This window comes from Oceanithermus profundus DSM 14977, from assembly GCF_000183745.1.
Taxonomy (GTDB): domain Bacteria; phylum Deinococcota; class Deinococci; order Deinococcales; family Marinithermaceae; genus Oceanithermus; species Oceanithermus profundus.
This window is the reverse complement of the sequence record NC_014761.1, coordinates 1258236-1283712: the sequence shown is the minus strand read 5'-3', so window position 1 is coordinate 1283712 and position 25477 is coordinate 1258236. Positions and strand designations below refer to the sequence as shown.

Sequence of the window (25477 nt, the reverse complement as noted above, 5' to 3'; positions counted from 1 at the left end):
CGCCCTCACCGGGCGCTTGCGGCAACCGATAAATAGCGGATCTCGGCCGCCACCGCCGGCCGCGTCCGGGGTGACGTAAAGGAAACCGCCGGCCCGTTGCAAGACCTCCGTCGTTGGGGACGGGGAAACCGTGGGTTTCCGAGATCCCGAATCAAGTTCGGGACAGGCCCCGAATCAAGTTCGGGACAGGTCCAGGATCAGGTCCGGGCGGATGAGATTTACGATAAGCAAGAAATATTGGTACGCGCAAAAGTACAACAAAAGGTCATGAAGCTCGCGCGCGCCTCCATTGGTGGTTTGCAGCCTCCGCGAGATCCCGGATCTCGCCCCTCTGGGGCTCGTCCGGGATGACGAAAAAACTTTGTCGTCGTGAGCGGCCGAGGTGTCGGGGCGCCTCGGGGGCCGAAGCCTTCGGCGCGGTCGGCGAACCGGCTTTGCAGCGTGGGCCGAGCGGGGCGTGCTCGCGATCTCAGATTTCCGGCGCTTCGGCGTCGACGAAGAGCGTTTTGGCCTGGGTGTAGAGCACCTCGCCGGGAGCGGCGCCCTTGGGCCGCCAGACGTGTTTCTTGAGCGTGTAGTCCACGGGCACGTTCTTCTCGCCCCGGGCGCGCGAATGGTAGGCGGCGAGCCGTGCGGCGAAGAGCAACGTTTCCAGCGGCACCGGCTTGCCGCGGGCACGCACGATCACGTGCGAACCGGGCACCCCCTGGGCGTGCATCCAGACGTCGCCCGAGTGGGCGCTGCGGGTGAGCCAGTCGTTTTCCTTGCGGTTGCGGCCCACCCAGACCTCGAAGCCGCCGGGCGCCTCGAGCCGCAGCCCGGGCCCCGCGGCTTCGTGCGGCCGACGTTCGCGCAGGCGGCGCTGCAGTTCGGGCAGGGGCAGCCGCCGCACCGTTTCGATCTCGCGCTCGAGCGCTTCCAGCTCCTGCCGCGTACGCGGGGCTTCGTGCTCCGCACGCTTCGCGCGGGCGCGGGCGCGTTTGGCGCGGCGGTAGTAGCGCTCGGCGTTCTCGCTGGGGGAGAGGGCGGGATCGAGGGCGATCTCGACGGGTTCGCCGCTTTCCCAGTCTTCCAGCCGCGCCCGGTCCGAGCGGTCGGGGAGCTGGTGGGCGTAGGCGAGCAGCAGATCGCCGTAACGCTGCCAGCGTTCCGCCTTCGCGAGGTCCGCGCGGGCGCGGGCGTAGTCCTCCAGGCGGCGCTGGAGCGTCTTCTTGCGGCGCTCGAGGGCCGCGAGCAGCGGTTTGCGCAACGCCGCCTCGGTTTCCTCGCGCCAGCTGGGCGCGGGCGCCTCGCGGCTGAGGGTGGGGTCGTCCACCAGCGTGGCGAGGGCCCGCCGCAGCCGCGGCAGGTCTTCGGGGCGGACGCTGCGGTCCGGTTCCAGTCCCGCGCGGTGCGCGGCTTCCGCGGCGAGCCGGGGCCCGATGCCGTCCACCGTCTGCACCAGGGCTCGGGCCAGCGGCCGGCCCAGCAGCGGCTCCAGGTCGCCCTCTTCGAGCGTGCGCGGGTCGAGTTTCTCGTAGGGGGGCGGCGGGGCCCAGACGAGCCCCGGGCGGACCTGGCGGTAACGGTTCTGCTCCGGGGTCACGGCGCGGTCGGCCCCAAGGATTCGTCCCTCCAGATCGGTGAGGATCAGGTTGGCGTTGCGGCTGGTCAGTTCGAAGACGAGGCGCACCGGGGGTACGTCCACGAAGCCTTCCTCCCCGCCGAACTCGAAGATCACGACCCGGTCCAGCTTGAGCTGTTCGGCGCGCAGCAGCGGGCCGCGCGCGCGGGCGGCGAGCAGCTTCTGAAAGGGGGTTCGGGGAGGCCCGCCGCCGGCGTTCTCGGCGAGCGTCAGTTCGGGGCTCGGCGGCCGGTAGCGCAGCACCAGGTCCCGTCCGCCCGCGAGCGCCAGCACCGCGGCGTCCTCGGCGGGAAAGCGCCAGCCCTTGGTCGGCAGCGGCCGCTCGGGGAGCGCGCGCAACACCGCGGCGATCTGCAGGCCTTCCACGGCCCTCACTGTACACGGACCCGGCGGGCCGCTACGATGGAGCCCGTGAACGGGGCGGTGAAGCGGGCGTTCTTCGGGGGCATCCTCCACGGGGTGATGCTCCAGGCCGCCACCGCGCTCACGAGCCCCAGTACCGTGCTGCCCGCTTTCATCGCCCACCTTACGGGTTCCAGTGTCGCCGTGGGCGGCGTGCTCAGCGCCCTGGCGCTGGGCGCGGCCCTCGCCGGTCTACCGGCGTCGAGCTGGGTGGAGGCGGCGCGGCGCAAGAAGGTCTTCCTATATCTGGCCATCTGGACCCGCGCCGGGGCCTTCGCGGTGCTCGCTTTTCTTACGGCCCGCTACGCGCTCGACAGCCCTGCGCTCGTCTACACCGCCCTCGTCGTCTTCCTGGGGCTGTTCGCGCTGGCCGGCGGGCTGGGCGGAGTCGCCTACCTGCCCGTGATCGGCAAGGCCATCCCCCCGCGGCTGCGGGGGCGCTTCTTCGGCTGGCGCAGCCTCCTGGGTGCGCTCTTCGCGGCCGGGGTGGGCCTTGCGAGCCGCCCGCTCTGGGCGCGCTTCCCGGACGGCTACGTGCTCGCTTTCGCCCTCGCGGTGGCCGCATTAACGGTGGGCTTCCTGGGCTTTTGGATGATCCCCGAGCGGCGTGATCCGCCGCGGCCGCGGGCCCCCCTGGGCCGCCACCTGCGCGGCGCCTGGGCGCTGGCGCGCACCCCGCGCATGCGCGGCTTCCTGCTGGCTTATCTGCTGACCGGCCTCTACTACCTGGCCCTGCCCTTCTACGTCGTGGCCGCCCGCGAACACGGGCTGCCCGCCGCGTTCATCGGCTACCTGGTCGCGGCGCAGGCGCTGGCCGAGGGGCTCAACCTCTGGATCGGAAGGCAGATGGACCTGCGCGGCACCCACGTCGGCCTCGTCTACGTGGGGGTGCTGGCCCTGGCCATCCCGATCTCGGCGCTTCTGGGCACCGGCCTGGCGGGCGCGGTGGTGACCTTCGTTCTCGTGGGGGTCACGCTGAACGGGATCGAGAACGCCTACAGCGCCTACCTGCTCTCCTTCACACGGGCGCGCGAGGCGGCGACGGCCACGGCCCTGATGGCCTTCGCCGGCGCGCCGCGGGCCTTGTGGCCGCTCGCGGGCGGGTTGATCGCCTCGGGGTTCGGCTACTCAGCCGTCTTCGTCCTGACCGCTCTGGGGCTCGCCGGCGCCCTCTTCTTCGTGCTGCGCCTGCCCCCGGACCGTCCGGACCTTGGTGAACTGGGCTAGAAACGCCGTGTGCCCCACCTGGCGGAAGTGAGGGTGGGCGACCGGCGGACGGACGTCCCAGTCGCGGTGGGCCACCTCGACGACGCGCCGGAGGAGGAGGGGCTGCCCTTCGGCCTCGCGAACCGCCTGCACGACCTGGGTGATGTTGGGCAGGTAGAGCACCAGCGACCGCCCGGTCTTGAGCGCGCGCACCGCCGTGGACAGGACCTTCCAGGGCTCCATCACGTCCAGGGCCACGCCGTCGAAGCCCTCGGGCTCGAGCGCGGCCTCGGCGAGGTCGCCGTGGCGGAAGTCGACGTTGCGGACCCCCCAGGCCTCCACGTTCTCGCGGGCGCGGGCCAGGAAGTCGGCGCGGCGCTCGTAGCTCACCACCTCCCCCTCGGGCCCCACGGCCCGGGCCAGGAAGAGGGCGAGCGCGCCGGAGCCGCTTCCCGCCTCGAGCACCCGCTCCCCCGGCGCCAGGTCGAGCATCAGCACGATCGCCGCCGCGTCCTTGGGGTAGGTCACGGTCGCGCCGCGCTTCATCAGCAGGACGTAGTCCTCCAGGCTGGGCCTGAGCACCCACAGCCAGGCGTCCTTGGTGGTGCGCACACGACCTCCGTGGCCGGCGGCCATGATCTGCTCGTGGGTCACGCCCCCCACGTGGTGGCCGAAACGGCCCCCCTCCTTCAGGCGCACCAGGTAGCGGCGCGCCTTGGGGTCGAGGAGGAGAACCCAGTCGCCGGGTTTCAGCATCAACGCTCGGCTTGGGCGGCGGCCATCCGCAGGTAGCGGTCGTAGCTGCCTACGTCGAAGGGGTTGGGGAGCAGGAAGGGGCCCACGAAGACGCTGGGGGTTCCGCGCAGCCCGAGACGGTCGGCCTCGGCGCGGTGCGCCTCGACGACGTCCCGGTAGGTGCGGTTGGCGACGCATTCGGCGAAGCGGCCCACGTCGAGGTCGAGCTGCTTCGCCAGGCCCACGTAGTTGCCCACGTCCTCTTCGAAGAGCGCGTCGTGGTAGGTCCAGAACGCCCCCTGCGCGGCGGCGCACTCGCTGGCTTCGGCCGCGGGCACGGCTTGCTTGTGGATCTCGAAGAGGGGGAAGTGGCGGTATTCGAACCGGGCCCGGCCGGTCTCGACGTAGCGGGCCTTGATCTGCGCCAGGGCGCGGTTGAACAGCGCCTGGCAGGCGGGGCACTCGAAGTCGGAGTATTCGCGGATCGTCACCGGGCCGCTGCCCAGGACGTGCCGCGGTTCACCGAACGCCGTCGGCGGAACCTCGATGGGCGCGACGACGAAGGCCAGCGCGTCCCCGGGTCGGAAGGTCAGGGTGTAGCCGTCCCCCAGGCCCACGCTCACGGGTTCGTTCCGGGCGGCGATTCCGGCGCCGTTCTGCTTCATCCAGTCGACGAAGGGGCCCTTGATGCCGGCGTCCCCGATGGCCGCCCCGATGACGTCGCCCGCGGTGGCGTAGTCCTCGAGTGCGCCTTCGTAGTGGACCTTGTAGAGCAGGTCGGCGAGGGTCTCGATCCGCACCTCCGCGCCGCCGTAGCGAAAGGCGTCCGACGCGCCCGACAAGCCGAGCGCCGCTTTGAAGGCCGCCGGGTCGCCGGCGATCTGGGCCGAGGCCAGCGACAGGGACAGCGCCGCGGCCGCAAACAGGATTCTTGGGTTCATGGGCAGGGCTCCTAGAGTTTGTGAAACTCGGCAACGTCCAGCACGAAGACCACCGCCCCGCCCACCTGGACCTCGACGGGCTGGCCCACCATGGCCTCCGGGGTTTCGGCCATGGGCAGACCCGGCGTGATCAGTCGGGTGCGGGTGCGGCAGGTGTCGCGGATGATCTGCTTGACCTGCTCCAGCTGCGCGTCGTCCACGCCGATGAGCAGGGTGGTGTTGCCCTCACGCAGGAAGCCTCCGGTGGAGGCCAGCTTGGTGGAGGTCAGGCCGGCTTCACCCAACGCACGGGTCAGCGCCGGCGCGTCGGCATCTTGAACCACGGCGATCACGAGTTTCATCCACTTCAGTTTAACGGGTTGGCTTAGCTTAGGGTGAATCGAGAAAACCCAGCCGCCGCGCCTGCTCGAGCGCCTCGATGCGGTTGCCCGCGTCGAGCTTGCCGTAGAGCCGCTTGAGGTAGTCGCGCACGGTGTCGGGCTTGAGGCCCAGGATGTCGCCCATCTCGCGCGCCGTCAGCCCCCGCGCCAGCAGGTCGAGCACCTCGCGCTCCCGCGGGGTCAGGCTCGGCACCGGCGGCGGGGTGAACGAGGAGTCCTCGGGGTTTTGCGTGAGCCGCAGGATGCGGCGGGCCAGCTCGGCGGGGCTGACCTCCTTGGAATAGTAGGCGTTGGCCCCCGCGGAGGCGGCCTTGTTCTGGATCGCCGCCTCGGTGAAGGTGGTCAGCATGACCACGAGGCCGGAATAACCCTTCTGGCGCAGCGCGGCGCAGGCCTCGATGCCGTCCATGCGCGGCATGCGGATGTCGAGGATCACGACTTCGGGCTGGTGGGTCTCCACCAGCCGGACCGCCTCGTCCCCGTCTCCGGCCTCGGCCACGACGCTGAACCCTTCCTTTTCGAGGGCGGCCCGCAGGCCGATGCGGAAAAGCGGGTGATCGTCGGCGATCAGCAGTCTCATGCGATCATCATAGCAAGGTGTAGGTCGAGAGGCGGCGGTCGTTGGCTTCGAGGCGGATGCAGGCGCCGCCCAGCGTTCCCTGGCAGCTGCGGAAGACGCCCTTGTGCAGCTCGGCGACCTGGCGGGCGATGTAGAGGCCGAGGCCCGAACTGCCCGAGCGCACCCCCTTGAGCTTCTTGCTGTGGAAGGGCTGGGAGAGCGACTCGAGCGGGGCCGGCAGCCCCGGGCCGTCGTCCTCCACCTCGAAGAATCCCGGGCCCGCCCGCAGGATGATGCGGCTGCGGGCGTGGCGCAGCGCGTTTTCGATGAGGTTGGCGCCGGCGCGCTCGAGCATCATCCGGTCGGCCCGCGTCTCGCCGGAGCCCGTCACCTCGATGGCGATCCCGCGTTTGGCGGCGTCCTTGAGGTAACGCAGCCGCAGGTCGTCGAGCATGGCGCCGATGTTCACGAGCTCGAGCTGGGGGCGCGTGGTCTCGAGCTTGCTCGCGGTGAGCAGGTTTTCCACCAGCCGGTAGGTGCGGTCGAACTCCTCCTGCAGCTGGCGCAGCATCTGGATGCGCTGCTCGCGCGAGATCTCGTCGGCGTCGATCAGGTAGGAGGTCGCGCGCACCGCGGCGATGAGCGGCGTCTTGAGGTCGTGCGCCAGCGTGGCGAAGACGGCCTCGCGGCTCTCGGTAAGGCCGCGCAGGTGTTGGATCAGGGTCTCGAACTGCTCGCGCAGGGTGGCCACCTCCTGCGGGAGGGGGGTCTTGGGCGGGGGCAGGCTGAGGTCGGCCAGGGTGCGCGAGCTGACCTTGAGGTAGCGCAGCGAGCGCGTCAGCTCGTCCAGCGGCGCCAGGAGCCGGTTCGCCAGCAGGTAGCCGATCGCGGTGGCGAAGAAGCCAACCGAGAGCAGCCAGACCGCGATGCGAACGTTCTGCTGAGCCAGCAGCTCGGGCGAGCTGCGGCTCAGCACGAAGATCACGATCAGGTTGGGCAGGAACGCGAGCGTTCCGATCGTCAGGGTGAGCCAGAACTTGAGGCTCGGCGCGTACCCCCGCATGCCGGGCTATTCCACGAAGGCCAGGGCGTGGGCGATGGCCTTCTCGGTTTCCACGTCGAAGGCGTGAAGCATCGCGGTGTCGACCTCCAGCTCGACCGTCTGTTCCGGCTTCAGGGGTTCGTACCCCTGGATGCGCGCGGTGATCTTGACGTCCTCCAGGCGCACGTGGATTTCGGTCTCCGCGCCCAGGGGCTCCACCACGTCGACGATGCCGCGGATGACGGTGTGCTCGCCGGGGGTGGCTTCCGAACGCAGCTTGATGTCCTCGGGGCGGATGCCCAGCCAGACCTCCTTGCCCACGTAGGGCTTCAGCTCTTCGGCGAACGGCCCCTCGACGACGAGGCGGAAGTTCTTGTGCACGAAGGCGATCTTGCCGTTCTCGGCCTCGACCGCGGTGCGGATGAAGTTCATCGCGGGGCTGCCGATGAAGCCCGCCACGAACTTGTTGGCGGGCAGGTTGTAGAGGTTCAGGGGGCTGTCCACTTGCTGGATCTCGCCGTCCTTCATGACGACGATGCGGTGGCCCAGGGTCATGGCCTCGATCTGGTCGTGGGTGACGTAGATCGTGGTCACGCCCAGCCGCTGCTGCAGCTTGCTGATCTCGGCGCGCATCTCCACGCGCAGCTTGGCGTCGAGGTTGGAGAGCGGCTCGTCCATCAGGAAGACCTTGGGCTCGCGCACGATGGCGCGCCCCATGGCCACGCGCTGGCGCTGCCCGCCCGAGAGCTCGCGGGGCTTGCGCTTGAGCAGGTGTTCGATCTTGAGGATCTTGGCCGCCTCGTGGACCCGGCGCTCGATTTCGTTTCGCGGCACCTTGCGCAGGCGCAGGCCGAAGGCCATGTTGTCGTAGACGTTCATGTGCGGGTAGAGGGCGTAGTTCTGGAAGACCATGGCGATGTCGCGGTCCTTTGGGGGGACGTCGTTGACCATGCGGTCGCCGATGTAGATCTCGCCCTCGCTGACCTCCTCGAGGCCCGCGATCATGCGCAACGTCGTCGTCTTGCCGCAGCCGGAGGGCCCGACGAAGACCACGAACTCGCCGTCCTCGGTCTCCAGGTCGAACTCCTTGACCGCCACCACTTTACCGAAGCGTTTCCATACGTTGTTCAGCTTGACCTTGGCCATCGTCACCTCCGCTCCCGCGCTGTGCGCTCGGGGCGCATCGGGGAGTTGTTGATCGAATTAAGTTTAACACGCGGCTCTCACGGAAGGGGTCGGGGCGGGGGCTATGATGCCGACGTGACGGAGCGCGTCCACATCATCGGCGCCGGCCTCGCGGGCTCCGAGGCGGCCATGGCCCTGGCCGAGCGCGGGGTGCCGGTGCGGCTGTACGAAATGCGCCCGCGGAAGACGACCCCGGCGCATTCGACCGACCGGTTCGCCGAGCTCGTTTGTTCGAACTCCCTCGGGGGCGAGGCGCGCACGAACGCCAAGGGGCTGTTGCAGGCCGAGCTGCGCGCGGCCGGCTCGCTGGTCATGGCGGCGGCCGAGGCGGCGCGGCTGCCCGCGGGGGGTGCGCTGGCCGTGGACCGCGAGGTCTTCAGCGGCTTCATCACCGAGCGCATCGAGGCGCATCCGCGCATCGAGGTGGTACGCGCGGAGGTGGCCGAGCTTCCCCGGGAGCGTCCGCTGATCCTGGCCACCGGACCGCTCACCTCCGACGCCCTGGCCGAGGACCTGCGGGCGCGGTTGGGCGAACCCTTCCTTAGCTTTTACGACGCCGCGGCGCCGGTGGTGCTGGGCGAGAGCATCGACATGGAGGTCTGCTACCGCGCGGGCCGGTACGGCCAGGACGCCGACTACATCAACTGCCCGATGACCGAGGAAGAGTACCGCCGCTTTTACCGGGCCATCGCCGAGGCGCGGCGGCACACGCCCCACGATTGGGAGCAGCTCGAGTTCTTCGAGGGCTGCATGCCCATCGAGGAGCTGGCGCGCCGCGGCTACCAGACGCCGCTCTTCGGGCCGCTGAAGCCGGTGGGGCTGCTCGACCCGCGCACCGGCGAGCGGCCGTTCGCGGTGGTGCAGCTGCGCCAGGAGGACCGCGAGGGGCGGATGTGGAGCCTCGTGGGGTTCCAGACCGGCCTCAAGTGGGGGGACCAGAAACAGGTCGTGCGCCTGATCCCGGGGCTCGAGCAGGCCGAGATCGTGCGCTACGGGGTGATGCACCGCAACACCTACCTGAACGCCCCCCGGGTCCTGAGCGAGCGGCTCGAGCTGAAAAAGCTCCCGGGCGTCTTCGTCGCGGGGGTGCTCGCGGGCGTGGAGGGCTACCTGGAATCGGCGGCCACCGGCTGGCTGGCGGCGTTGCAGGCGGGCGCGCTGGCGCGCGGCCGGGCCGCGCCCGGCCCGCCCCCGCCCGAGAGCATGCTCGGCGGGCTGGTGCGCTTCCTGGCGGGCGCCAACCCGAACGACTTCCAGCCGATGAACGCCAACTGGGGGCTGGTGCCCGGCCTGCCCGGGCGGATGCCCAAGCGGGAAAAGCGCGCGCGCATGTTCGAGCGGGGGCTGCAGGCGTTCACGGTCTGGCTCGCCCGCGTCGACGTGAGCGCGCGGTGAGCCCCCGCCCAGGCGCGCATCTCTCACCCCCGCCTAAGTAAGCGGGGGTACGGTTTGCATGATGGAACCCATGCACGGCACCACCATCCTGGCCGTTCACAAGGACGGCGAAACCGCCATCGCCGGGGACGGACAGGTCACCTTCGGCGACACCGTCATGAAGCAGGGGGCCGTGAAGGTGCGCAAGCTCGAGGACGACGTGCTGGTCGGATTCGCCGGAGCGGTGGCCGACGCGCTGACGCTGCTCGAGAAGTTCGAGGAGCAGCTCGAGATCGCCAAGGGCTCGCTCAAGCGCGCCGCGGTCGAGACCGTCAAGCTCTGGCGCACCGACCGCATACTGCGTCAGCTGGAGGCGATGCTGATCGTTGCCGACGCCCGCGAGATCCTGCTGCTCTCGGGGACGGGCGAGGTGATCGCCCCCGACGAGCCCCTCGTCGCCGTCGGTTCCGGCGCGCCTTACGCGCTCTCGGCGGCCAAGGCGCTCTACCGGGAGACGCGGCTGGGCGCGGCCGAGATCGCCGAAAAGGCCCTGGGCATCGCCGCCGAGATCGACCTCTACACCAACGGCAACGCCACGGTGTTGCGGGTAGGGGGTGGCGCGTGACCGAACTGACGCCCCGCGAGATCGTCGCCGAGCTCGACAAGTACGTGATCGGTCAGCAGGAGGCCAAGAAGGCCGTGGCCGTCGCCCTGCGCAACCGTTACCGGCGGCAGAAGCTCCCGCCCGAACTGCGCCGCGAGGTGAGCCCCAAGAACATCCTGATGATCGGCCCTACGGGCGTGGGCAAGACCGAGATCGCCCGCCGCTTGGCGCGGCTCTCGGGCGCGCCCTTCCTCAAGGTGGAGGCCACCAAGTTCACCGAGGTGGGCTACGTGGGTCGCGACGTGGACTCGATCGTCCGCGACCTCGCGGAGGTGGCCTACCAGCTCGTCATGCGCGAGAAGACCGAGCAGGTCGCGGCGGTGGCGGCGCGCCTCGCCAGCAGCCAGATCGCGCAGATGCTGAACGTTCCCCACGAGGACGTCAGCGCCGGCCTCTACGACCACGAGTACGTCGAGGTCGAGGTGCCCGAGGAGCCCAAGCTGCCCTTCATGGGGATGCTCGGCGGCATGGAGGGGCAGATGCAGGGCCTCCAGGACATGCTTTCGGGCCTGCTGCCCAAACGCCCGGTGCGCAAGCGCATGCGCGTGGTGGAGGCCCGCGAGGTGCTCAAGAACCAGGAGGCCGAGCGCCTGGTGGACAAGGAGGAGGTCAGCCAGGAGGCGGTGCGCCGCGCCCAGGAGGACGGCATCGTCTTCCTCGACGAGATCGACAAGATCGCCGGCTCGTCGGCCGTCCAGGGCCCCGACGTCTCCGGCGAGGGGGTGCAGCGCGACCTGCTGCCCATCGTCGAGGGTACGGTGGTCAACACCCGCCTCGGCCCCATCTCCACCGAGCACGTGCTCTTCATCGGCGCCGGGGCGTTCAACGTCGCCAAACCCAGCGACCTGATCCCCGAGCTGCAGGGGCGCTTTCCGATCCGCGTCGAACTCGCCGAGCTCACGGCCGAGGACTTCGAGCGCATCCTGCGCCACACCGAAAACTCGCTCATCAAGCAGTACACCGAGCTGCTGGCCACCGACGGCACCGAGCTGGTCTTCGCCGACGAAGCCATCCGGGCCGTGGCCGACTTCGCCTACCGCGCCAACCGCGAGCTCGAGGACATCGGCGCGCGCCGGCTCGCGACCGTGCTCGAATACCTGCTCGAAGAGGTGAGCTTCCAGGTCGAGCTCGGCCGCGTCGAGATCACCAAGGAATACGTCGAAGAGCGCCTGGCTTCGGTTTTGGAGTCGGAAGATTTGTCGCGCTACATCCTTTAGGAGGCAGATCATGCGAAAACGGTCCTGGATTTGGTTACTTACCCTGACGATGGCGATGATCGGCTCGTCCTGGGCCCAGTCGGAGCAGGCCCAGCCTGAGCAGAAGGAACCGAGCGTCAAGGCCTACCTGCTGGTGGGCGACGTCTACTATTCCTCCGGGGAGTACGACGCGGCGATGATCGCCTTTCGCCGGGCGCTGGAAAAGGAGCCCAACAACGTCTACGCGCTCTACGGGCTGGGCCGCACCCAGCTGAAGATGCACCAGTTCACCGCGGCGATCGAGAACCTGAAACGCGCGATCGCCATCGACGGCAGCTACGCACCGCTCTACGTGGCGCTGGCGCAGGCCTACACCGACCGCTACCTGTACGCCGAGGACAAGACGGCCGCCGAAAAGTTCCTGGACCAGGCGCTGCTGATCCTCGACGACGCGCGCACGATCGACCCCAACTACCACGCCATCTACAACCAGCGCGGCCTCGTCTATCAGTACAAGGGCGAGCTCGACAAGGCCGAGGCCGCCTTCAAGCAGGCCTTGGCGATCGCGCCCGACGACGCCGTGGTGCGCTACAACCTCGCCCAGGTCTACCTGTCTCAGGGCAAGCTTGACGAAGCCCTCGACATGCTGGCGCAGGGCGTCGCCCTCGATCCGGCGTCGGCGCAGTTGCAGCTGCTCTACGGCAAGGTGCTGGCCGTCAAGGGCCGCCTGGTCGAGGCGGAGCAGGCGCTGGCCAAGGCCACCGAGCTGGCGCCGCTGAACGCGAGCACCTGGCTCAACCTGGGGCAGGTCTACTACCTCGAGAAGAAGTTCGCCGAGGCCATCGACACCCTGGACAAGGCGATCGAGCTCGACCCCCTCGGTTTCCCCGAAGCGTACTTCTACCTGGGGCGTTCCCACCTGGAAGCCGGCCACGTCGACGACGCCCGCCTCAACCTCACGAAGGCGATCAAGCTCGCCCCCGACAACGCCGACTACCACTACTGGTTGGCCCGGGCGCTGATCGCCGCGGGGGAGAACGACGCGGCGCGGACCGAGCTGGAACGCGCCCTCGAGCTCGCCCCCAACCACCAGGAGGCCAAGAAGGCCCTCTCCGCGCTAAAGTAGCCCCGTCCAGGACCGCGGCCCGGGGGCAACCCCGGGCCCGCTCTTGCCGGCGCGATTATGTTTGAAACATAACGCCGCGCCACGTATGATGGATTCCATGAAACCCCGCCTGCGCCTCGACGTCTGGAGTCCGGACCACGCCGCGCCGGAGGCGGCGCTCGCCCAGCCCCTGCCGGAGCTGCAGGCCGAGCCCGTCGCCGCGGACGGCCCCTGGGCGCCCAAGCGTGAGGCGGCGGACTGGCCGGGTTCGCTCTTCTTCGTGGACGGGCGGTTCCGCACCGACGCCCTGGTCTACCTCGACGACGCGCCCGCGCTGCTCGTCAGCGTGGCCGTGGGGGCGGTGGGGCTCGAGCCCGGGCGCGCCTTCTACGACGAGGCCGCCTTCGCGGTGCGCCGTTACCTGGTCGCGCCGCCCGGGGCCTGGCCGGAGCCGCGGTTCACCCCGGCCCCTGGGCTCGACTACGAGCTCGTCGAGGCCGAGGGCGAGCCCGAAGCGCTGCGCGCTGCGGCGATGGAGCGCCGGGGCGCCTTGGAAATGGGGCTGGGCGACGGACTGCGCGCGCGTCATCCCGGGGCCCTGGTGCTGCACGACGGTCCGCTGCACCGACTGCCTGCGGCCCAGACCGCGGGGCGGCTCGGCTTCGCCAAGACCCACCACCGCGGCTACCTGAACGCCGAGAATGCGGCGCTGCTGGGCGAGCTGGCGGCGGGCGAGCGGACGCCGGTCTTCGCCTTCGCGCGCGGAGAGCGCCGTTTCTATTCGTGGTACCTGCGGCTGCCGCTCGAGCCCGATCGGCCCTACGCGGCCGCGGCGACGCTCCTGCGGGTCGAGACCGCGGCGCCCGAGGCCGAGGCCCTGGAGCTCGCCCGGGTCTCGCTCGGCATCTTCCCGCGCCTGGCCTCACGGCCCTTCCGAGACCCCCGGGCGCCGCAGAACCTGGTGCCGGTGGGGGCGCTCGAGCGCGAGCTGGGGCGCAGGCTGGGCAGCGCGGGCCTGATCCGCAGGCGTCTGCTCGAACACATCAAGCGGGAGGCGGTATGAAGCAAGAAGCGATCGGCGTCGTCCTCGGCAGTCGCGAGGCGAGCCCCCTGGAGTTCTGGATCGGCATTCAAGACGGACTGGTGCGCCTCGACGACGTGGTCTGGGTGGAGGCCGACCACGGCGGCCTCGAGGTCCGCTACTACGGAATGGTCGACCGGGTGCACAAGGTGCTGGAAGGCACCCAGTTCGACTCCGACACCTTCCTGGCCGCGGGCAACCTGATCCCCACCAACACCGCCTACGTGGCCCACGTGACCGTGACCCGGCTCGAGCCGGAAGAATACCTGCCGCCCGACCCGGGCAGCCCCGTCTATCTGGCGCGGCAAGAAGCGCTGGAAAACGCCCTCTACTACGACCGCATGAAGCAGAAACTGCCGGTCGGCTTCATGCGTAACGGCGAGCCGGCCTACGTCAACCTGGCCTTCCTCGACGGCCGCCAGGGCGGCCACGTCAACATCTCGGGCATCTCGGGCGTGGCCGCCAAGACCAGCTACGCCCTCTTCCTGCTCCACAGCCTCTACAACTCGGGCGTGCTCGAAGACGCCGCCAGCGCCAAGACGCTGATCTTCAACGTCAAGGGGCAGGACCTCTTCTACCTTGACAAGCCCAACCGCGAGCTAAACGAAAAAGAACGCGAGCGCTACCGGCGGTTGGGGCTCGAGCCCGAACCCTTTTCCAGCGTCGCCTTCTTCGCGCCGCCCCGGCTGGCCCAGGGGCAGGGTCACCTGGTGGCCGCGAGCAGCCGCGCCGAAGGGGTGCGGCCGTACCACTGGTCCATCGTTGACTTCTGCCAGGACGGCCTGTTGCCCTTCCTCTTCACCGATCGGGGCGCGATGAGCAACCTGGGCTTCCTGATCGATCACGTGACCGCCCGCCTGGCGGCGCTGGCCCGCGGGCAGGAGGGCCCCGAGCTCTACGTGGACGACTGGCCCGAAGGGCCGACCGGGGAGGCCGGTGCCTTCGACTCGCTTGGTCGGGTCAAGATAGGCAGCTTCGGGCAGTTGGTGGACTATCTAGAGTTCCAGCTTTTGGGTGCCGAAAGCGAGGGCGAGGCGGCGAGCGGCAACCATCATTGGACCGCCCGCCAGCACACCGGCACGTTGCAGGCCTTCGTGCGCCGCCTGCGCGCCGCGTCCCGCAGCGTGGGCCACCTCGTGCGCGGGGATGCACCAAGCAACGCGCCTGATCCCTTGGGAAGCCCCGCACAAGTCAACGTCGTGGACATCCACAACCTCAGCCCGCAGGCCCAGATGTTCGTGGTGGGGGCGCTCTTGCGCCGCGTCTTCGCCGCCAAGGAGTCGGGGAGCCACCGGGGCAAGGTCTTCGTGGTGCTCGACGAGCTCAACAAGTACGCCCCGCGCGAAGGGGAGAGCCCCATCAAGGACATCCTCCTCGACATCGCCGAGCGCGGCCGCTCGCTGGGGGTCATCCTCATCGGGGCCCAGCAGACGGCCAGCGAGGTGGAGCGGCGGGTGGTGGGCAACGCCGCGGTGCGGGTGGTGGGTCGGCTCGATGCCGCCGAGGCCGAGCGCCCCGAGTACCGCTACCTGCCGGGGGCCTTCCGCGACCGGGCGCTGATCCTGCCCCAGGGCACGATGATCCTTCACCAGCCCGAGGTGCCCGTACCCATCGCCGTGCAGTTCCCTTACCCCGCCTGGGCGACCAAGGCCGGCGAGGCCGCGGAAGACGTATCCGACGAGGCGCTCAAGGACGAGCTGGGTCTATAGGATTTAACCATGGCCTTGCGCGTCCTCCATACCGCCGACTGGCACCTGGGCAAGGTGCTCAAGGGGGTCGACCGCACCCCGGAGATCGCCGACGCCCTAAAGGATCACCTGCGCATCGTGCGGGAAGAGAAGATCGACCTGGTGGTCGTCGCCGGCGACCTCTTCGACCGCCCCCGGGTGAGCGCCGAGGCCGAGGCGGCGGCCTTCGAGTTCTTTCTGGGGCTGCGCGAGCTGGGGGTCCCGGCGCTGGTGATCAGCGGTAACCACGATTCGCGCCCGCGTCTGGAGGCGCTGGCGCCGCTTTTGGAGCTGGCCGGCGCGCACGTGCGCGGCGAGGTGCGGGTGCGCGGCGAGGGCGGGGCGGTGCGGCGGGACTGGGGCGAGGCGGCGCTTTTGCCCTTCCTTTCCGAACGCCGCGCCGTCAAAGCGGCGCAGCTGCTCGAGGCCGACGAGGGGAGCTGGCAGCACGGCTACTCGGAGACCGTCGGGAGGCTCATCGCCAACCTGACCGCAGGCTTCGGGCCCGGTCGGATCAACCTGCTCGTCGCCCACCTGACCCTCGCCGGGGCCAACCTGAAGCTGGGCGGAGGGGAGTTCAGCTTCTACGTGGGCAACAGCTACGCAGTCGAGCCGGACAGGCTGCCGACGACCGCGACCTACGTGGCCCTGGGGCACATCCACCGGCAGCAGAAGGTCTCGGACGCGCCGGCCGCCTGGTACTCGGGTTCGCTGGTGCAGCTCGACTTTGGCGAAGGCGAGGACGCCGAACGGGGGGTGCTGGTCGTGGAGCTCGAGCCCGACCGGCCGCCCGTCGTCCACCCCATCGACCCCGGTTGGGGCAAGCCGCTGCGCACCTTTCGCCTGGAGCCCGACCAACTCGACCGGCGCCTCGACGAGGTGGAAAACTGGCCCGGTTACGCCAAGCTGATCATCGCCGGACCGGCCAACAGCGCCCTGCGTGAGCGGTTGTATCAGGAAAACCCCCACCTGCTCGAGGTCCGCTTCGAGGCCGAGGCTCCCGATCCGCTGGCCGAGGCCGCGGCCGAGGTGGAGAGCCTGAGCTGGCCCGAGGCCTACGAGCGCTACCTGCGCGAGGTGCGCGGGCTCGAGGAAGCCGGCGAGCTGCTCGCCGCCTTCCGCGAGCTCTACGAGGAGGGGCATGCGTCCGCTTAGGCTCGACCTCGAGGGGTTCGGCGCCTTCGCCCGGCACGCGTCGGTCGACTTTTCCGACGTCGAGCTCTTCGCGATCACCGGCCCCACCGGTTCGGGCAAGACAACGCTTCTCGACGCCATGACCTTCGCCCTCTACGGCGAAACCCCGCGCATGGGGCGCAAGGGGCTGAAGGCGCTGCTCCACCCCGGCACGAAGAAGGCCTGGGTGCAGCTCGTCTTCCGGTTGGGGGACGAGGTCTGGCGGGTGACGCGGGTGATCGCCGGCAAGACGGAGGCGCGGCTCGAGCGCCAGCTGGGCGCCGAGTGGCAGCTGTCGAGCGCCTCGGAGAAGGTGAAGACGCTCAACGCCGCCGTCGAACGGCTGCTGGGCCTCGACTACGATGCCTTCACCCGCGCCATCCTGCTGCCGCAGGGGCGGTTCGACGCTTTCTTGAAGGGCGACAGCCGCGAGCGGCGCGAGCTGCTCTTTTCGCTCTACGGCCTCGCCGGTCTGGCGGAGCTGCGCGAACGGGCGGTGGCGCGGCTGGGTGAGCTGCGCGAACGCCTAGCGGCGGCGCAGCAGCGCGCCGAAGTCTACCGGGACGCCAGCGAGGCGGCGGTGGAGGCGGCGCGCGAGGAGCTCCGAGGCCTGCGCGAGGAGCGCGGGCGGCTTGCGGGAGAGATCGAGCGTTTGGAGAAGGAGGTCCGACGGCTGGACGAGCTGGCCGAGCTCTGGCAGGAGAAGGCGCGCCTCCAGGCGCGCCGGCAGGCGCTCGCGGCCGAGACCGGGCGGATGACCGAGGTGGAGGGCTGGCTCGAGCGCGCCCGAGCGGCCGAGAAGGCGCTGCCCGAGGTGCTTCGTCTGGAAGAGGCGCGGGCGCGCCTCGCGAAGCAGGAGCGCGAGCTCGAAAAGCTGGAGAGCGCGTACCGGGCGATAAGCACGAAATGGGAAAAACATAACGAAGCCTTCGACGAAGGCGAGCTGGAAGACCTGCGCGGCCGGGTGGCGACGCTGCCGCTGCTCGAGGCCAAGGCCCGCACGCTGGCGGTCCTGGGCGGAGCGGAGGGGCCGGGCCCGGCAGCGGCCTACGACGAACGCGCTTACCGCGAGGCCGAGGAGCGCTTGCGGGCGTTGCGGGAGCGGCAGCGGGCGGCGGCCGAGGCGGAACGCCTGCGCAAGCGCCGGGACGAGCTGGCCCGCCGGCGGGAGGAGCTGGCGGGGGAGCTGCGGCAGAAGAAGGCGGCGCTCGAAAACCTGACCGCCGAGGGCAAGCGGGCGGCGGACGAGGTGGAAAAGCTGCGGGCCCGCTACGAAGAGGAGCAGAAACGTGCCTCGGTGGCCGCCTACCGCCACCTGCTCGAGCCCGGCAAGCCCTGCCCGCTGTGCCTGCAAGAGGTCGGCAGGCTCCCCGAGGGCACCGAGGTGGGCCCGCTCGCTCGGCTGGAGGAGGCGCTGCGCGCAAAGCAAGCCGAGCTGCAGGAGCTGCGCGGCCAGTGGTCGGAAACGAGCGGCGAGGCCAAGGGCATCGAACGCCAGATCGCCGAGCTGGAAAAGCAGCTGGCCTTGCTCGAAGGCGACCTGAAGCGCCTCGAGGCCGGCGCGCCGGTGGAGGTGGAGGAGCTCGCGGAGCTGGAGCAGAGGCTCGCCGCCATGCGCCGCGGCCTCGCGCAGGAGGTGGCCGGCCAGACCGGCGGCCAGGAGCCGGGGGCCTACGCCCGCGCGCTGCGCGAGCGTCTGGCCCGCCTGGAGAAGCAGGCCCGCGAGGGCGAGCGACTGCGCCGGCAGGCCGAGGAGGCGTCGGTCGCCTTGCGCGCGGCCCGGGAGCGCCGCCAGGCGCTGGCCGAAGCGCTGGCACCCCTGGAAGAGAGCGTAGCCGCCCTCTTGCAGCAGCTGGGGTTCGCGAGCGCCGCAGAGGTCGCCCCGGCGCGGCGCAGCCCCGAAGAACTGGCGCAGCTGGAAGCGCAGCTCGCACGCTGGCGCGAGGAGCGCGGCTACGTTGAAAAGCGCCTGGAAGAGGTGGGCCGGTTACTCGAGGACAAGCCCCGGATCGAACCGGCGGAGCTCGAGCAGAAGAAAGCGCAGCTCACCGGGCTGGGCCAGCGGAGGGCGGAGCTGGAGTCGCGGCTTGGTGCGGCCGAGGAGCGGCTCGAGCGGCTCGAGCGCGACCTGCAGCGGAGACGCGAGGCGGAAAAGGAGGCCGCCGAGCTGGTGCAAAAGGTGGGCGTCTGGGAGCAACTGGCCGAGGATCTGAAGGGGCACAAGTTCCCCGACTACCTGCTCGAACGGCTGCAGCTCGACATGCTGGCCCGCGCCTCCGAGCTGCTTTTCACCCTTTCGCAACACCGCTACCGCTTTCGTCTGACCGACGGCGTCTACCACGTCGAGGACCTCTGGACCGGCGCGGTGCGGCCGGCGAAGACGCTGTCGGGCGGCGAGACCTTCCTGGCTTCGCTCAGCCTGGCGCTCTCGCTTTCCGAGCACCTCTCGCGCGGACGCCTGGGGGCGCTCTTCCTCGACGAGGGCTTCGGCACCCTCGACGCCGAGGCGCTGGAGCTGGCCGCCGAGGTGCTGGAGGCGCTGCCCACCCAGGGGCGGATGGTGGGGGTGGTGACCCACGTGCCCGAGCTGGCCCAGCGCATGCCGGCGCGGCTGGTGGTGGAGAAGGCGCCGCAGGGCAGCCAGGTCCGCTGGGAGACGTAGGGATTGCGCCGCGGTTCGGTTGCTTTTGGGTTCACGGTGCGCGGGAGGGGCGGACCCGTGTGTCCGCCCGCGGTGCCGGAGCGGCGGACATGGGCGGCGAAGGTGCGTCTACCGCCCCAGGCGGACGGGAAGACCCAGAAGGCGGGCGGCCAGAAAATAGACCGCGCTGCCCGCGGCCGCACCCGCCAGCAAGGGAAGCAGCGAAACCGCGAGGTCGCGCGCCGGCCCCACCCCCGCCGCCGTCCAGGCCGCGGCGAAGCCGCCGGCCAGCATCGCGAGCGTCACCTTGAGGACGAGCGTGCCCTGCCGGGCGGGCTCGAGCACCTTCTCCCGGCCGTACAGGACCACCATCCACACCAGCCCCACCAGTCCCGCCCCCAGCGTCGCCAGGTTGAGCACGAACATCCCGTAGGGCACGAGCAGGTAGTACCCCAGGGTGTTGAGCAGGAGCAGGCCGGCGCTGATCAAGACGGCCACCCGGATCAGCTTCTGGGCGTACAACCCCCGCACGTAGAGGTTGTAAAGCCCCCAGGGAACCAGCGCCAATCCCAAGGCGCGCATCGCTTCGACGCTGAAGCGGAAGACGTCGGCGTCGAAACCCGGCTTCCAGGCGAAGAGCACGGCCACGATCCAGGGCGCGAGCGCCGCCATCAGTGCGCCCGACCAGCCGAGCAGCACGGCCACCCGCTCGAGCCCCTGTTCCAAGAGCCGCGCGAACCCCGCGCCGTCGCCCGCGGCGGCGAGCGCCGAAAGCCGCGGGTAGAGCGCCGTCGCCGGCGAGACCGAGAACAACCCCAGCGCCATCAGGTAGGTCATGTCGGCGTTGCTGAACCCGGTCACCGCCCCCTCGGGCATGCCGGTGATGAGGGCGTAGAGCACGACGATCAGGAACTGGCGCGTGGAGGTGGTGAAGACGAAGGGGGCCATCAGCAACGAGGCCTGGCGGATGGCGGGATGCCAGGCGAGCTCGAGCGCGAACCCCTTGAGCGCGGGAATTTGCACCGCCGCCTGCAGAAAACCGCCCAGCACGTAGGCTAGGGCCAGGGCGGTGGCGCTTCCCGGCCAGGCGAGCATCACCGCGATCGCCGCGACGTTGTAGGCCAAAGGCGCGAAGCTGGGGCCGAAGAAGCGTTCTTCCGACTGCAAGAAAGCCCCGAAGAGCGCGGACATGCTGATGGCCAGCAGGAAGGGCATGACCAGGCGGATCAGGTAGGTGACGAGCCCGGGGTCGAGCGGGGTGTCCGCCGCCAGCAGCAGCGCGGCCAGCTGCGGCGCGAAGAGCACCCCCAGCCCCACGACCAGCAGGTTCACCCCCAGCAAGAAGGCGGCGAACCGCCGTTTGAAGCGCGCGCGCTCGCCTTCGGGCAGCTCGGCGAGAACGGGGATGAGGGCGTTGGTCACCGCCCCCTCGGCCAGGATCTCACGGAAGAGGTTGGGCACCCGGTAGGCCACCAAAAAGGCGTCGGTGAGCGCCTTGTCGAAAAAGTTGTTGAGCACGCCCTGGCGCACCACCCCCAGCACCCGGCTGGCCAGCGTGCCCGCCATCACGATGAGGGTGTTGTGCAAGATGCGTTTCTTACTCAAACCGGGTTCAGTATAGCACCCGGGCCGCCCGAGCCGTTCAGCAGCGCGGTTCCGGACGTCTATTCTGTCGCTGCTGCAGCCCGTCGATCGTCTTTGCAATGCTTCCTTTCACGAAACGACAGGGTTTTCCCTTTTCGTCATCCCAGACGAGCCCCGAGGGGCGAGATCCGGGATCTCGCGGGCGCCGTACGATCACACCTCATCGCCTCGACGCGCGCATCGGGGTTCTGGGCCCGCACCCGATCCGATCCGGGGCTTGCTCCGGGCTCGATCCGGGTCCTGCCCCTGCGAAAGCAGGGGTCCGTGCCGGGCAGAAAGCCGACGTTTCGTTGCCGTTGACGGGCCTACCACAGGCTACGAGCCACGAGCTACAGGCCCCAAACAAGCCGGGCGGGCACACGGGCCCGCCCCTACCGCGTACTACGTACCACGTACTGCGCGATGATTTTCCACAGGTCACGAGCCCCACTCTGCTTTTCCGGAACGTTGACGCAACCCCTGTCACGGGCTGGTGACCCGGGGTCCTTGCCGTGCGCAAAGCCGACGTTTCGTTGTCATAGACCGGCCTGCCACAGGTCAAAGGCTACGGACCACAAACCGATTTTCCAGAACGTTGACGCAACCCCTGTCACGGGCTGGTGACTCGGTCAGGACCTGTGGTCGCGCGGCTTCGCCGCTCACCTGGGATGACGGGAGGAGTAGAAGACTGTCGGAGCGTAGTGCGTTCCATGGCTACTAGCGTTTGGCTGGGCATGAAATTGACGGGCATTCTGGCTGCCAAAGTTTGTCGCATTTGATTTTGCGAGCCCCCACAATCTTTTTTACCGCTAGCTAGCACGTCATTCCAGCCAAGCAGGTCGTAGACCTGCACGAGCTGTACCTGCCCCCGCGAAAGCGGGGGATCCAGAGCTTAGAGCATGCTGACCGCTTCGTTCTTGTTTAGTGGCAGTTTTGAGACGTCATTCTTAGAGCAGGCGGCCTCTGTCGGCATGTCCTTGCTGTCTACCCGATACCGCGTACCCGATGCCACGAACGGCTTTTCTACCTCCCCCTTGGGGGAGGTGGCCGCAGGCCGGAGGGGGGTTGTTTTTTGAGGATGCAGGGGGTCGGGGGTGGGATGTGGGTTGGCCACGATTCGAATGATGGGCGATGGTTTCGTTAGCGCCAACAACCCCCACCCCGACCCTCCCCTAGGGGAGGGCGTTTCATCGTGCGGTGACCAAACCGTGGGGCAATGCCGCGGCGTGGGCCCGATGGGTCGGCTTCGCCGGGAAGTGGGTTGTAGGGGGTGGGAGGTGGGAAAATCAAGCTTCGTATCCGAGCTTCCGCCCACGACCTCTCGCCAGCAGACTTATTTTGAGCAAAACCTACACCCCACACCCCACCTCCTACCTCCCGTTTTCCCGTATCCCCGGACGGCCGAGGCAACTAGCCGGGGGAGATCCGGGAGCCTGCCCTGAACTCGATTCAGGGCCTGCCCCGGACTTGATCCGGGGTCCATGCTGGACGATAAGCCGAGATTCGGCTGCCGCGAATCAAGCCTTTAGCCAGCAAGCATGGTTGGGTGACGGAGCCGCAAACTCAACCGTGGAGACATGGCGCGGCATGGGCCCCGATTGGTCGGCTTCGCCGGGGCCTAGGGTGTAGGGGGTAGGGAGTGAGAAAATTAGTTTCTTGCTTTGACAAACTATGCCAAACCCGCTTGTATACCTTTAAAAAACAAAACCTACCTCCCACATCCAACCTCCCACATCCTGTTTTTACAAGCCGGGCGGACACATAGGTCCGCCGCTACGACGCACCACGCACCATGCACCGCCCTTACGGCTCCAACCGGTGCCGATCGCGGGGGAAGGCGCGGGCGTAGCGGACGTTGGGCAGGCCGATCAGCTTCTGCGTGAAGCGCTCGGCGCCGATGGCGAAGCCGCCGTGCGGGGGCATGCCGTACTTGAAGACCTCAATGTAGTCGCGGAAGCGCTGAGGGTCCATGCCCTTCTTTTCCAGCTGCTGCACGATCACGTCCGGGTCGTGGATGCGCTGACCGCCCGAGGTGATCTCCAGCCCCCGGAAGAGCAGGTCGTAGCCGCGGGTCAGGCCGTCGCCGGTGGGGTAGGTGTAAAAGGGCCGCACCGATTCGGGGTACTGGACGATAAAGACGAAGTCGGTGCCGTACTTCTCGGCAAAGTAGGCCCCCAGGGCCCGTTCGGCCTCGTCGTTGAGGTCGGCGCCCATGCCCAGTCCCAGCTCTTCCTTGACGATGCGTTTGGCCTCGGCGTAGGGCACCCGCGGGATCTCGCGCGGGAGCTTGGGCATCTCGACCTCCAGGAGCGCGAGCTCCGGGCCCGCCGTTTGGGCCGTTTCTTCCAGCATTGCCCGCACCAGCTCCTCCTCGAGCGCCATCACGTCCTCATCCGAGTCGATGAAGCCCATCTCCACGTCGAGGCTCAGGTATTCGTTCAGGTGGCGGCTGGTGGCGTGTTCCTCGGCGCGCCAGACCGGGGCCACCTCGTAGACGCGCTCGTAGACGCCCACCATGATCTGCTTGTAGAGCTGGGGGCTCTGGGCCAGGTATGCGGACTCGCCGAAGTAGTCCACCTCGAAGAGGTTGGCCCCGCCCTCGGCGCCGGCGCGCACCAGCTTGGGCGTGAAGATCTCGGTGAAGCCCTGGCTGTCCAGGTACTTGCGGAAGCCGCGGACCAGGGCCGACTGGATCTTGAGCGGAGCCCGGGCCTTCTCGCCGCGCAGGGTGACGTAGCGGTAGGTGAGCAGGGTCTCGGGGTTGGCGCGCCATTCTTCCTTGGGGATCTCCACCGGCGTGGGCTGCTGAGAGGGCTGCAGCACCTCCAGATCCTCAGCCTGGACCTCGTACCCTCCGGGGGCCTTGTCGTTTTGGACCACGACGCCGCGCACCCGCACGGCCGACTCGGGCAGGGGCAGCTTCAGTCCGCCGGGGAGCACCACCTGCACGATGCCGCTGCGGTCGCGCAGGAGGATGAACTGAATCCCCCCCAGGTTGCGCCGCCAGTGCAGCCAGCCCTGAAGCTCGACCTCTTCGCCTACCTTGCCCGGTACTTCGCTCGTCAACGTTCGTTCCATCGTCGTCCTCTTTCACGAAAAAGCCCCCGGTTCAAAAGGGAACCGGGGGGAAGGCCACGTTCCCCCGCTAGCGGTCGTTATTCAGCAAGCCGCGCATGCTAATGCAAGTGTATGCGCATTTCTTGCATGGGTCAAGCTTCCCAGGCCTTGAGCAGCTCGAGCAGCTCCCCCGGCTTGCAAACGGTGAAGAACGACTCGCGCACCTCTTCCTGGCGCACGAACTGGCCGTGGTGGTCCGCGAGCAGCGCCTCCCGCACCTCCTCGGGCTTGCTGCGCACCTTTTCCAGCTTGAGGTCGCCCGAGGGGGCGTAGTAGACCCGGTAGACCAGCCCCACCTGGCGGCGCTCGGCCTCGAGGCCGTCTTCGTTCTCCCAGACCTCGTAATCCAATGCCTGCAACACCTTGCGTGCGTCGTCCAATACGGTCTTCGGGCTCATGGCAGCACCTCCAATTGGCTGGGGCCGTTGATGATGATCTCGTAATAGCCTGCGTAAATCTTTACCCTTCCGGTGGCCCGCACCTTCTTGCCCAGGTAGGCCTCGGGGAAGGGCTGGTCGAACTGGCCGTAGACGCGCGGGAAGAAGACCAGGCGAAAGGCGTCGGGGGTGTCTTCGAACTTCAGAAAGGCCACGCCGGTGCGGCTCTCGACCGCGGCGATGCGACCCTCCACGGTCACGATGCGGCCGTAGTACTTGGGCGCCTCGGTCCAGGGGATCACCCCTTCCACCGGCGGCAGCAGGAAGGGGTTGTCGGGCCGGGCGTTCCGCCAATCGCGCTCCATGGTGCGCAGCAACCGGAAGAAGGCCCCGGGCTCGCCCGCGGCGGTGAGGATCGCACCCAGCTCGCGGTTGGCGTTCATCGAGCTCTGGCTCATGTTGATCGAGCCCACGAGCGCGGTGTTGCCGTCGGCGACGATCACCTTGGCGTGCACGTAGGGGCTGGGGAGGTAGCGCAGCCGCACGCCCGCCTTGCGCAGCCGCTCGGCGCCTGGCACGAAATAGGTGTTCTCCTTGGGGTCGGCGGGGCTGCCGACGAGGCGCACGTCGACGCCGCGACGCACCGCGTCCTCCAGGGCGGCGATGACCTCTTCGTCCACCATGCCCGCCTGTTCCAGGAAGAGGGTGGAGCGCGCCCCGCGGATGAGGCCCAACACCTTCTCACGGGCGTTGCCCTCGCGCACGCCGCGGACGACCCGGTCCGGACTCCAGACGAGGCGGGCCTGCGAGAGGTCGATGCGCTGGCCGTGCCAGTCGGCGTCGAAGACGCGGGCGATCTCGGCAACCCAGTCGGGGCGATCGGTGACGAGCATGTACTCGCGGTTGGCCTTGAAGGTGGACCCGGTGAGGTTGCCGCTGCCGAACCAGGCGACGCGGTCGTCGACGACCATGCTCTTTTCGTGGACGAAGACGAAGCGGAAGGGCTTGGAGAGGCGCAGCTCCACGCCGCGGTCGCGCAGCGCGCTGATCACCTCCATGCTGGGGCGGCCGCCGGCGGGTTCGCGCTCCATCAGCACCCGCACGTTCACGCCCCGCTCCACCGCGCGGCCCAGGGCCTCGACCACGTCCATGCGGCTGGGGGTCCAGAGGTAGATCTTGAGCCGGATCGAGGACTCGGCGCCGTCGATGAGCTGGATCAAGGGCTCTACGCCGTCGTCGGGCTGTACCCAGAGCGTGGGGCCGGGGGCGGCGAAGGCCAGTCCAATCAGGGCGAGCAGGGCGAAGATGCGTCCGCGCATGGATCC

At 69.1% G+C, this 25477-nt stretch carries 20 protein-coding genes; 9 read left to right on the top strand and 11 right to left on the bottom strand.

All coding sequences use genetic code 11. The annotated features are described in order from the left end of the window. Positions 1-469 precede the first annotated feature (469 nt). Positions 470-1990 (bottom strand): Rqc2 family fibronectin-binding protein, encoded by a 1521-nt coding sequence (locus tag OCEPR_RS06290; RefSeq protein WP_013457874.1) that lies wholly within the window; start codon positions 1988-1990, stop codon positions 470-472. 45 nt (positions 1991-2035) lie between these two features. Between OCEPR_RS06290 and OCEPR_RS06285 the strand changes: the two genes are divergently transcribed. Further along, positions 2036-3253 carry an MFS transporter gene (locus OCEPR_RS06285; protein WP_041554073.1) on the top strand — a complete coding sequence of 406 codons (1218 nt, stop codon included), beginning with the start codon at positions 2036-2038 and terminating at the stop codon, positions 3251-3253. On the opposite strand, the gene OCEPR_RS06280 is transcribed toward OCEPR_RS06285, so the two are convergent. The 6 genes from OCEPR_RS06280 to OCEPR_RS06255 are packed head-to-tail and all read right to left on the bottom strand — an operon-like array spanning position 3155 to position 8035. Further along, positions 3155-3988 carry a tRNA (adenine-N1)-methyltransferase gene (locus OCEPR_RS06280; protein ID WP_013457872.1) on the bottom strand — a complete coding sequence of 278 codons (834 nt, stop codon included), beginning with the start codon at positions 3986-3988 and terminating at the stop codon, positions 3155-3157. The two genes, OCEPR_RS06285 and OCEPR_RS06280, sit on opposite strands and share 99 nt — an antisense overlap. Next, positions 3988-4908: a DsbA family protein gene (locus tag OCEPR_RS06275; protein WP_013457871.1), complete on the bottom strand. Its 921-nt coding sequence runs from the start codon at positions 4906-4908 to the stop codon at positions 3988-3990. Before OCEPR_RS06275 ends, OCEPR_RS06280 begins: the two co-directional genes overlap by 1 nt. Before the next feature lie 11 nt (positions 4909-4919). Continuing rightward, positions 4920-5249, bottom strand: a complete 330-nt coding sequence (locus tag OCEPR_RS06270) for a cyclic-di-AMP receptor (protein ID WP_013457870.1) — start codon at positions 5247-5249, stop codon at positions 4920-4922. A gap of 28 nt (positions 5250-5277) precedes the next feature. Beyond that, on the bottom strand, positions 5278-5868 hold the full coding sequence (locus tag OCEPR_RS06265; RefSeq protein ID WP_013457869.1) for a response regulator transcription factor: 591 nt from the start codon (positions 5866-5868) through the stop codon (positions 5278-5280). Between the two features lie 7 nt (positions 5869-5875). Next, the gene (locus OCEPR_RS06260) at positions 5876-6910 is read right to left on the bottom strand and encodes a sensor histidine kinase (RefSeq protein WP_013457868.1); all 1035 of its coding nucleotides are present in this window, start codon (positions 6908-6910) and stop codon (positions 5876-5878) included. A 6-nt stretch (positions 6911-6916) separates the two neighbouring features. Beyond that, positions 6917-8035 carry an ABC transporter ATP-binding protein gene (locus OCEPR_RS06255; RefSeq protein ID WP_013457867.1) on the bottom strand — a complete coding sequence of 373 codons (1119 nt, stop codon included), beginning with the start codon at positions 8033-8035 and terminating at the stop codon, positions 6917-6919. 114 nt (positions 8036-8149) lie between these two features. Here OCEPR_RS06255 and trmFO point away from each other — a divergent pair, with 114 nt between their 5' ends. The 8 genes from trmFO (at position 8150) to OCEPR_RS06215 (ending at position 19056) form a co-directional block, all read left to right on the top strand. Then, complete coding sequence (trmFO, locus tag OCEPR_RS06250) at positions 8150-9469, top strand: methylenetetrahydrofolate--tRNA-(uracil(54)-C(5))-methyltransferase (FADH(2)-oxidizing) TrmFO (protein ID WP_013457866.1); 1320 nt, start codon at positions 8150-8152, stop codon at positions 9467-9469. A gap of 61 nt (positions 9470-9530) precedes the next feature. Then, positions 9531-10073, top strand: coding sequence for an ATP-dependent protease subunit HslV (hslV, locus tag OCEPR_RS06245; protein ID WP_041554071.1), 543 nt, complete (start codon positions 9531-9533; stop codon positions 10071-10073). Beyond that, the gene (locus OCEPR_RS06240; RefSeq protein ID WP_013457864.1) at positions 10070-11329 is read left to right on the top strand and encodes an ATP-dependent protease ATPase subunit HslU; all 1260 of its coding nucleotides are present in this window, start codon (positions 10070-10072) and stop codon (positions 11327-11329) included. Before hslV ends, OCEPR_RS06240 begins: the two co-directional genes overlap by 4 nt. Before the next feature lie 10 nt (positions 11330-11339). Continuing rightward, entirely contained in the window at positions 11340-12434 is a 1095-nt protein-coding gene (locus OCEPR_RS06235) for a tetratricopeptide repeat protein (RefSeq protein ID WP_013457863.1), read from the top strand. Between the two features lie 97 nt (positions 12435-12531). Beyond that, positions 12532-13476, top strand: coding sequence for a DNA double-strand break repair nuclease NurA (locus OCEPR_RS06230; RefSeq protein ID WP_013457862.1), 945 nt, complete (start codon positions 12532-12534; stop codon positions 13474-13476). Continuing rightward, positions 13473-15203 (top strand): ATP-binding protein, encoded by a 1731-nt coding sequence (locus tag OCEPR_RS06225; protein WP_013457861.1) that lies wholly within the window; start codon positions 13473-13475, stop codon positions 15201-15203. Before OCEPR_RS06230 ends, OCEPR_RS06225 begins: the two co-directional genes overlap by 4 nt. Positions 15204-15218: 15 nt before the next feature. Beyond that, positions 15219-16376 (top strand): metallophosphoesterase family protein, encoded by a 1158-nt coding sequence (locus tag OCEPR_RS06220; protein WP_041554702.1) that lies wholly within the window; start codon positions 15219-15221, stop codon positions 16374-16376. Then, positions 16363-19056, top strand: coding sequence for an AAA family ATPase (locus tag OCEPR_RS06215; protein ID WP_013457859.1), 2694 nt, complete (start codon positions 16363-16365; stop codon positions 19054-19056). The genes OCEPR_RS06220 and OCEPR_RS06215 overlap by 14 nt, the downstream gene beginning before the upstream one ends. Before the next feature lie 108 nt (positions 19057-19164). On the opposite strand, the gene murJ is transcribed toward OCEPR_RS06215, so the two are convergent. The 4 genes from murJ to OCEPR_RS06195 all read right to left on the bottom strand — a co-directional run bounded on the left by murJ (position 19165) and on the right by OCEPR_RS06195 (position 25471). Then, positions 19165-20640, bottom strand: a complete 1476-nt coding sequence (gene murJ, locus OCEPR_RS06210; protein ID WP_013457858.1) for a murein biosynthesis integral membrane protein MurJ — start codon at positions 20638-20640, stop codon at positions 19165-19167. 1821 nt (positions 20641-22461) lie between these two features. Then, a complete protein-coding gene (aspS, locus tag OCEPR_RS06205) occupies positions 22462-23736 on the bottom strand; it encodes an aspartate--tRNA(Asn) ligase (protein ID WP_013457857.1) in 1275 nt (424 codons plus the stop codon). Positions 23737-23867: 131 nt separating this feature from the next. Next, the gene (locus tag OCEPR_RS06200; RefSeq protein ID WP_013457856.1) at positions 23868-24173 is read right to left on the bottom strand and encodes a hypothetical protein; all 306 of its coding nucleotides are present in this window, start codon (positions 24171-24173) and stop codon (positions 23868-23870) included. Beyond that, positions 24170-25471: a phospholipase D-like domain-containing protein gene (locus OCEPR_RS06195; protein ID WP_013457855.1), complete on the bottom strand. Its 1302-nt coding sequence runs from the start codon at positions 25469-25471 to the stop codon at positions 24170-24172. Before OCEPR_RS06195 ends, OCEPR_RS06200 begins: the two co-directional genes overlap by 4 nt. Between the last annotated feature and the right edge of the window lie 6 nt (positions 25472-25477).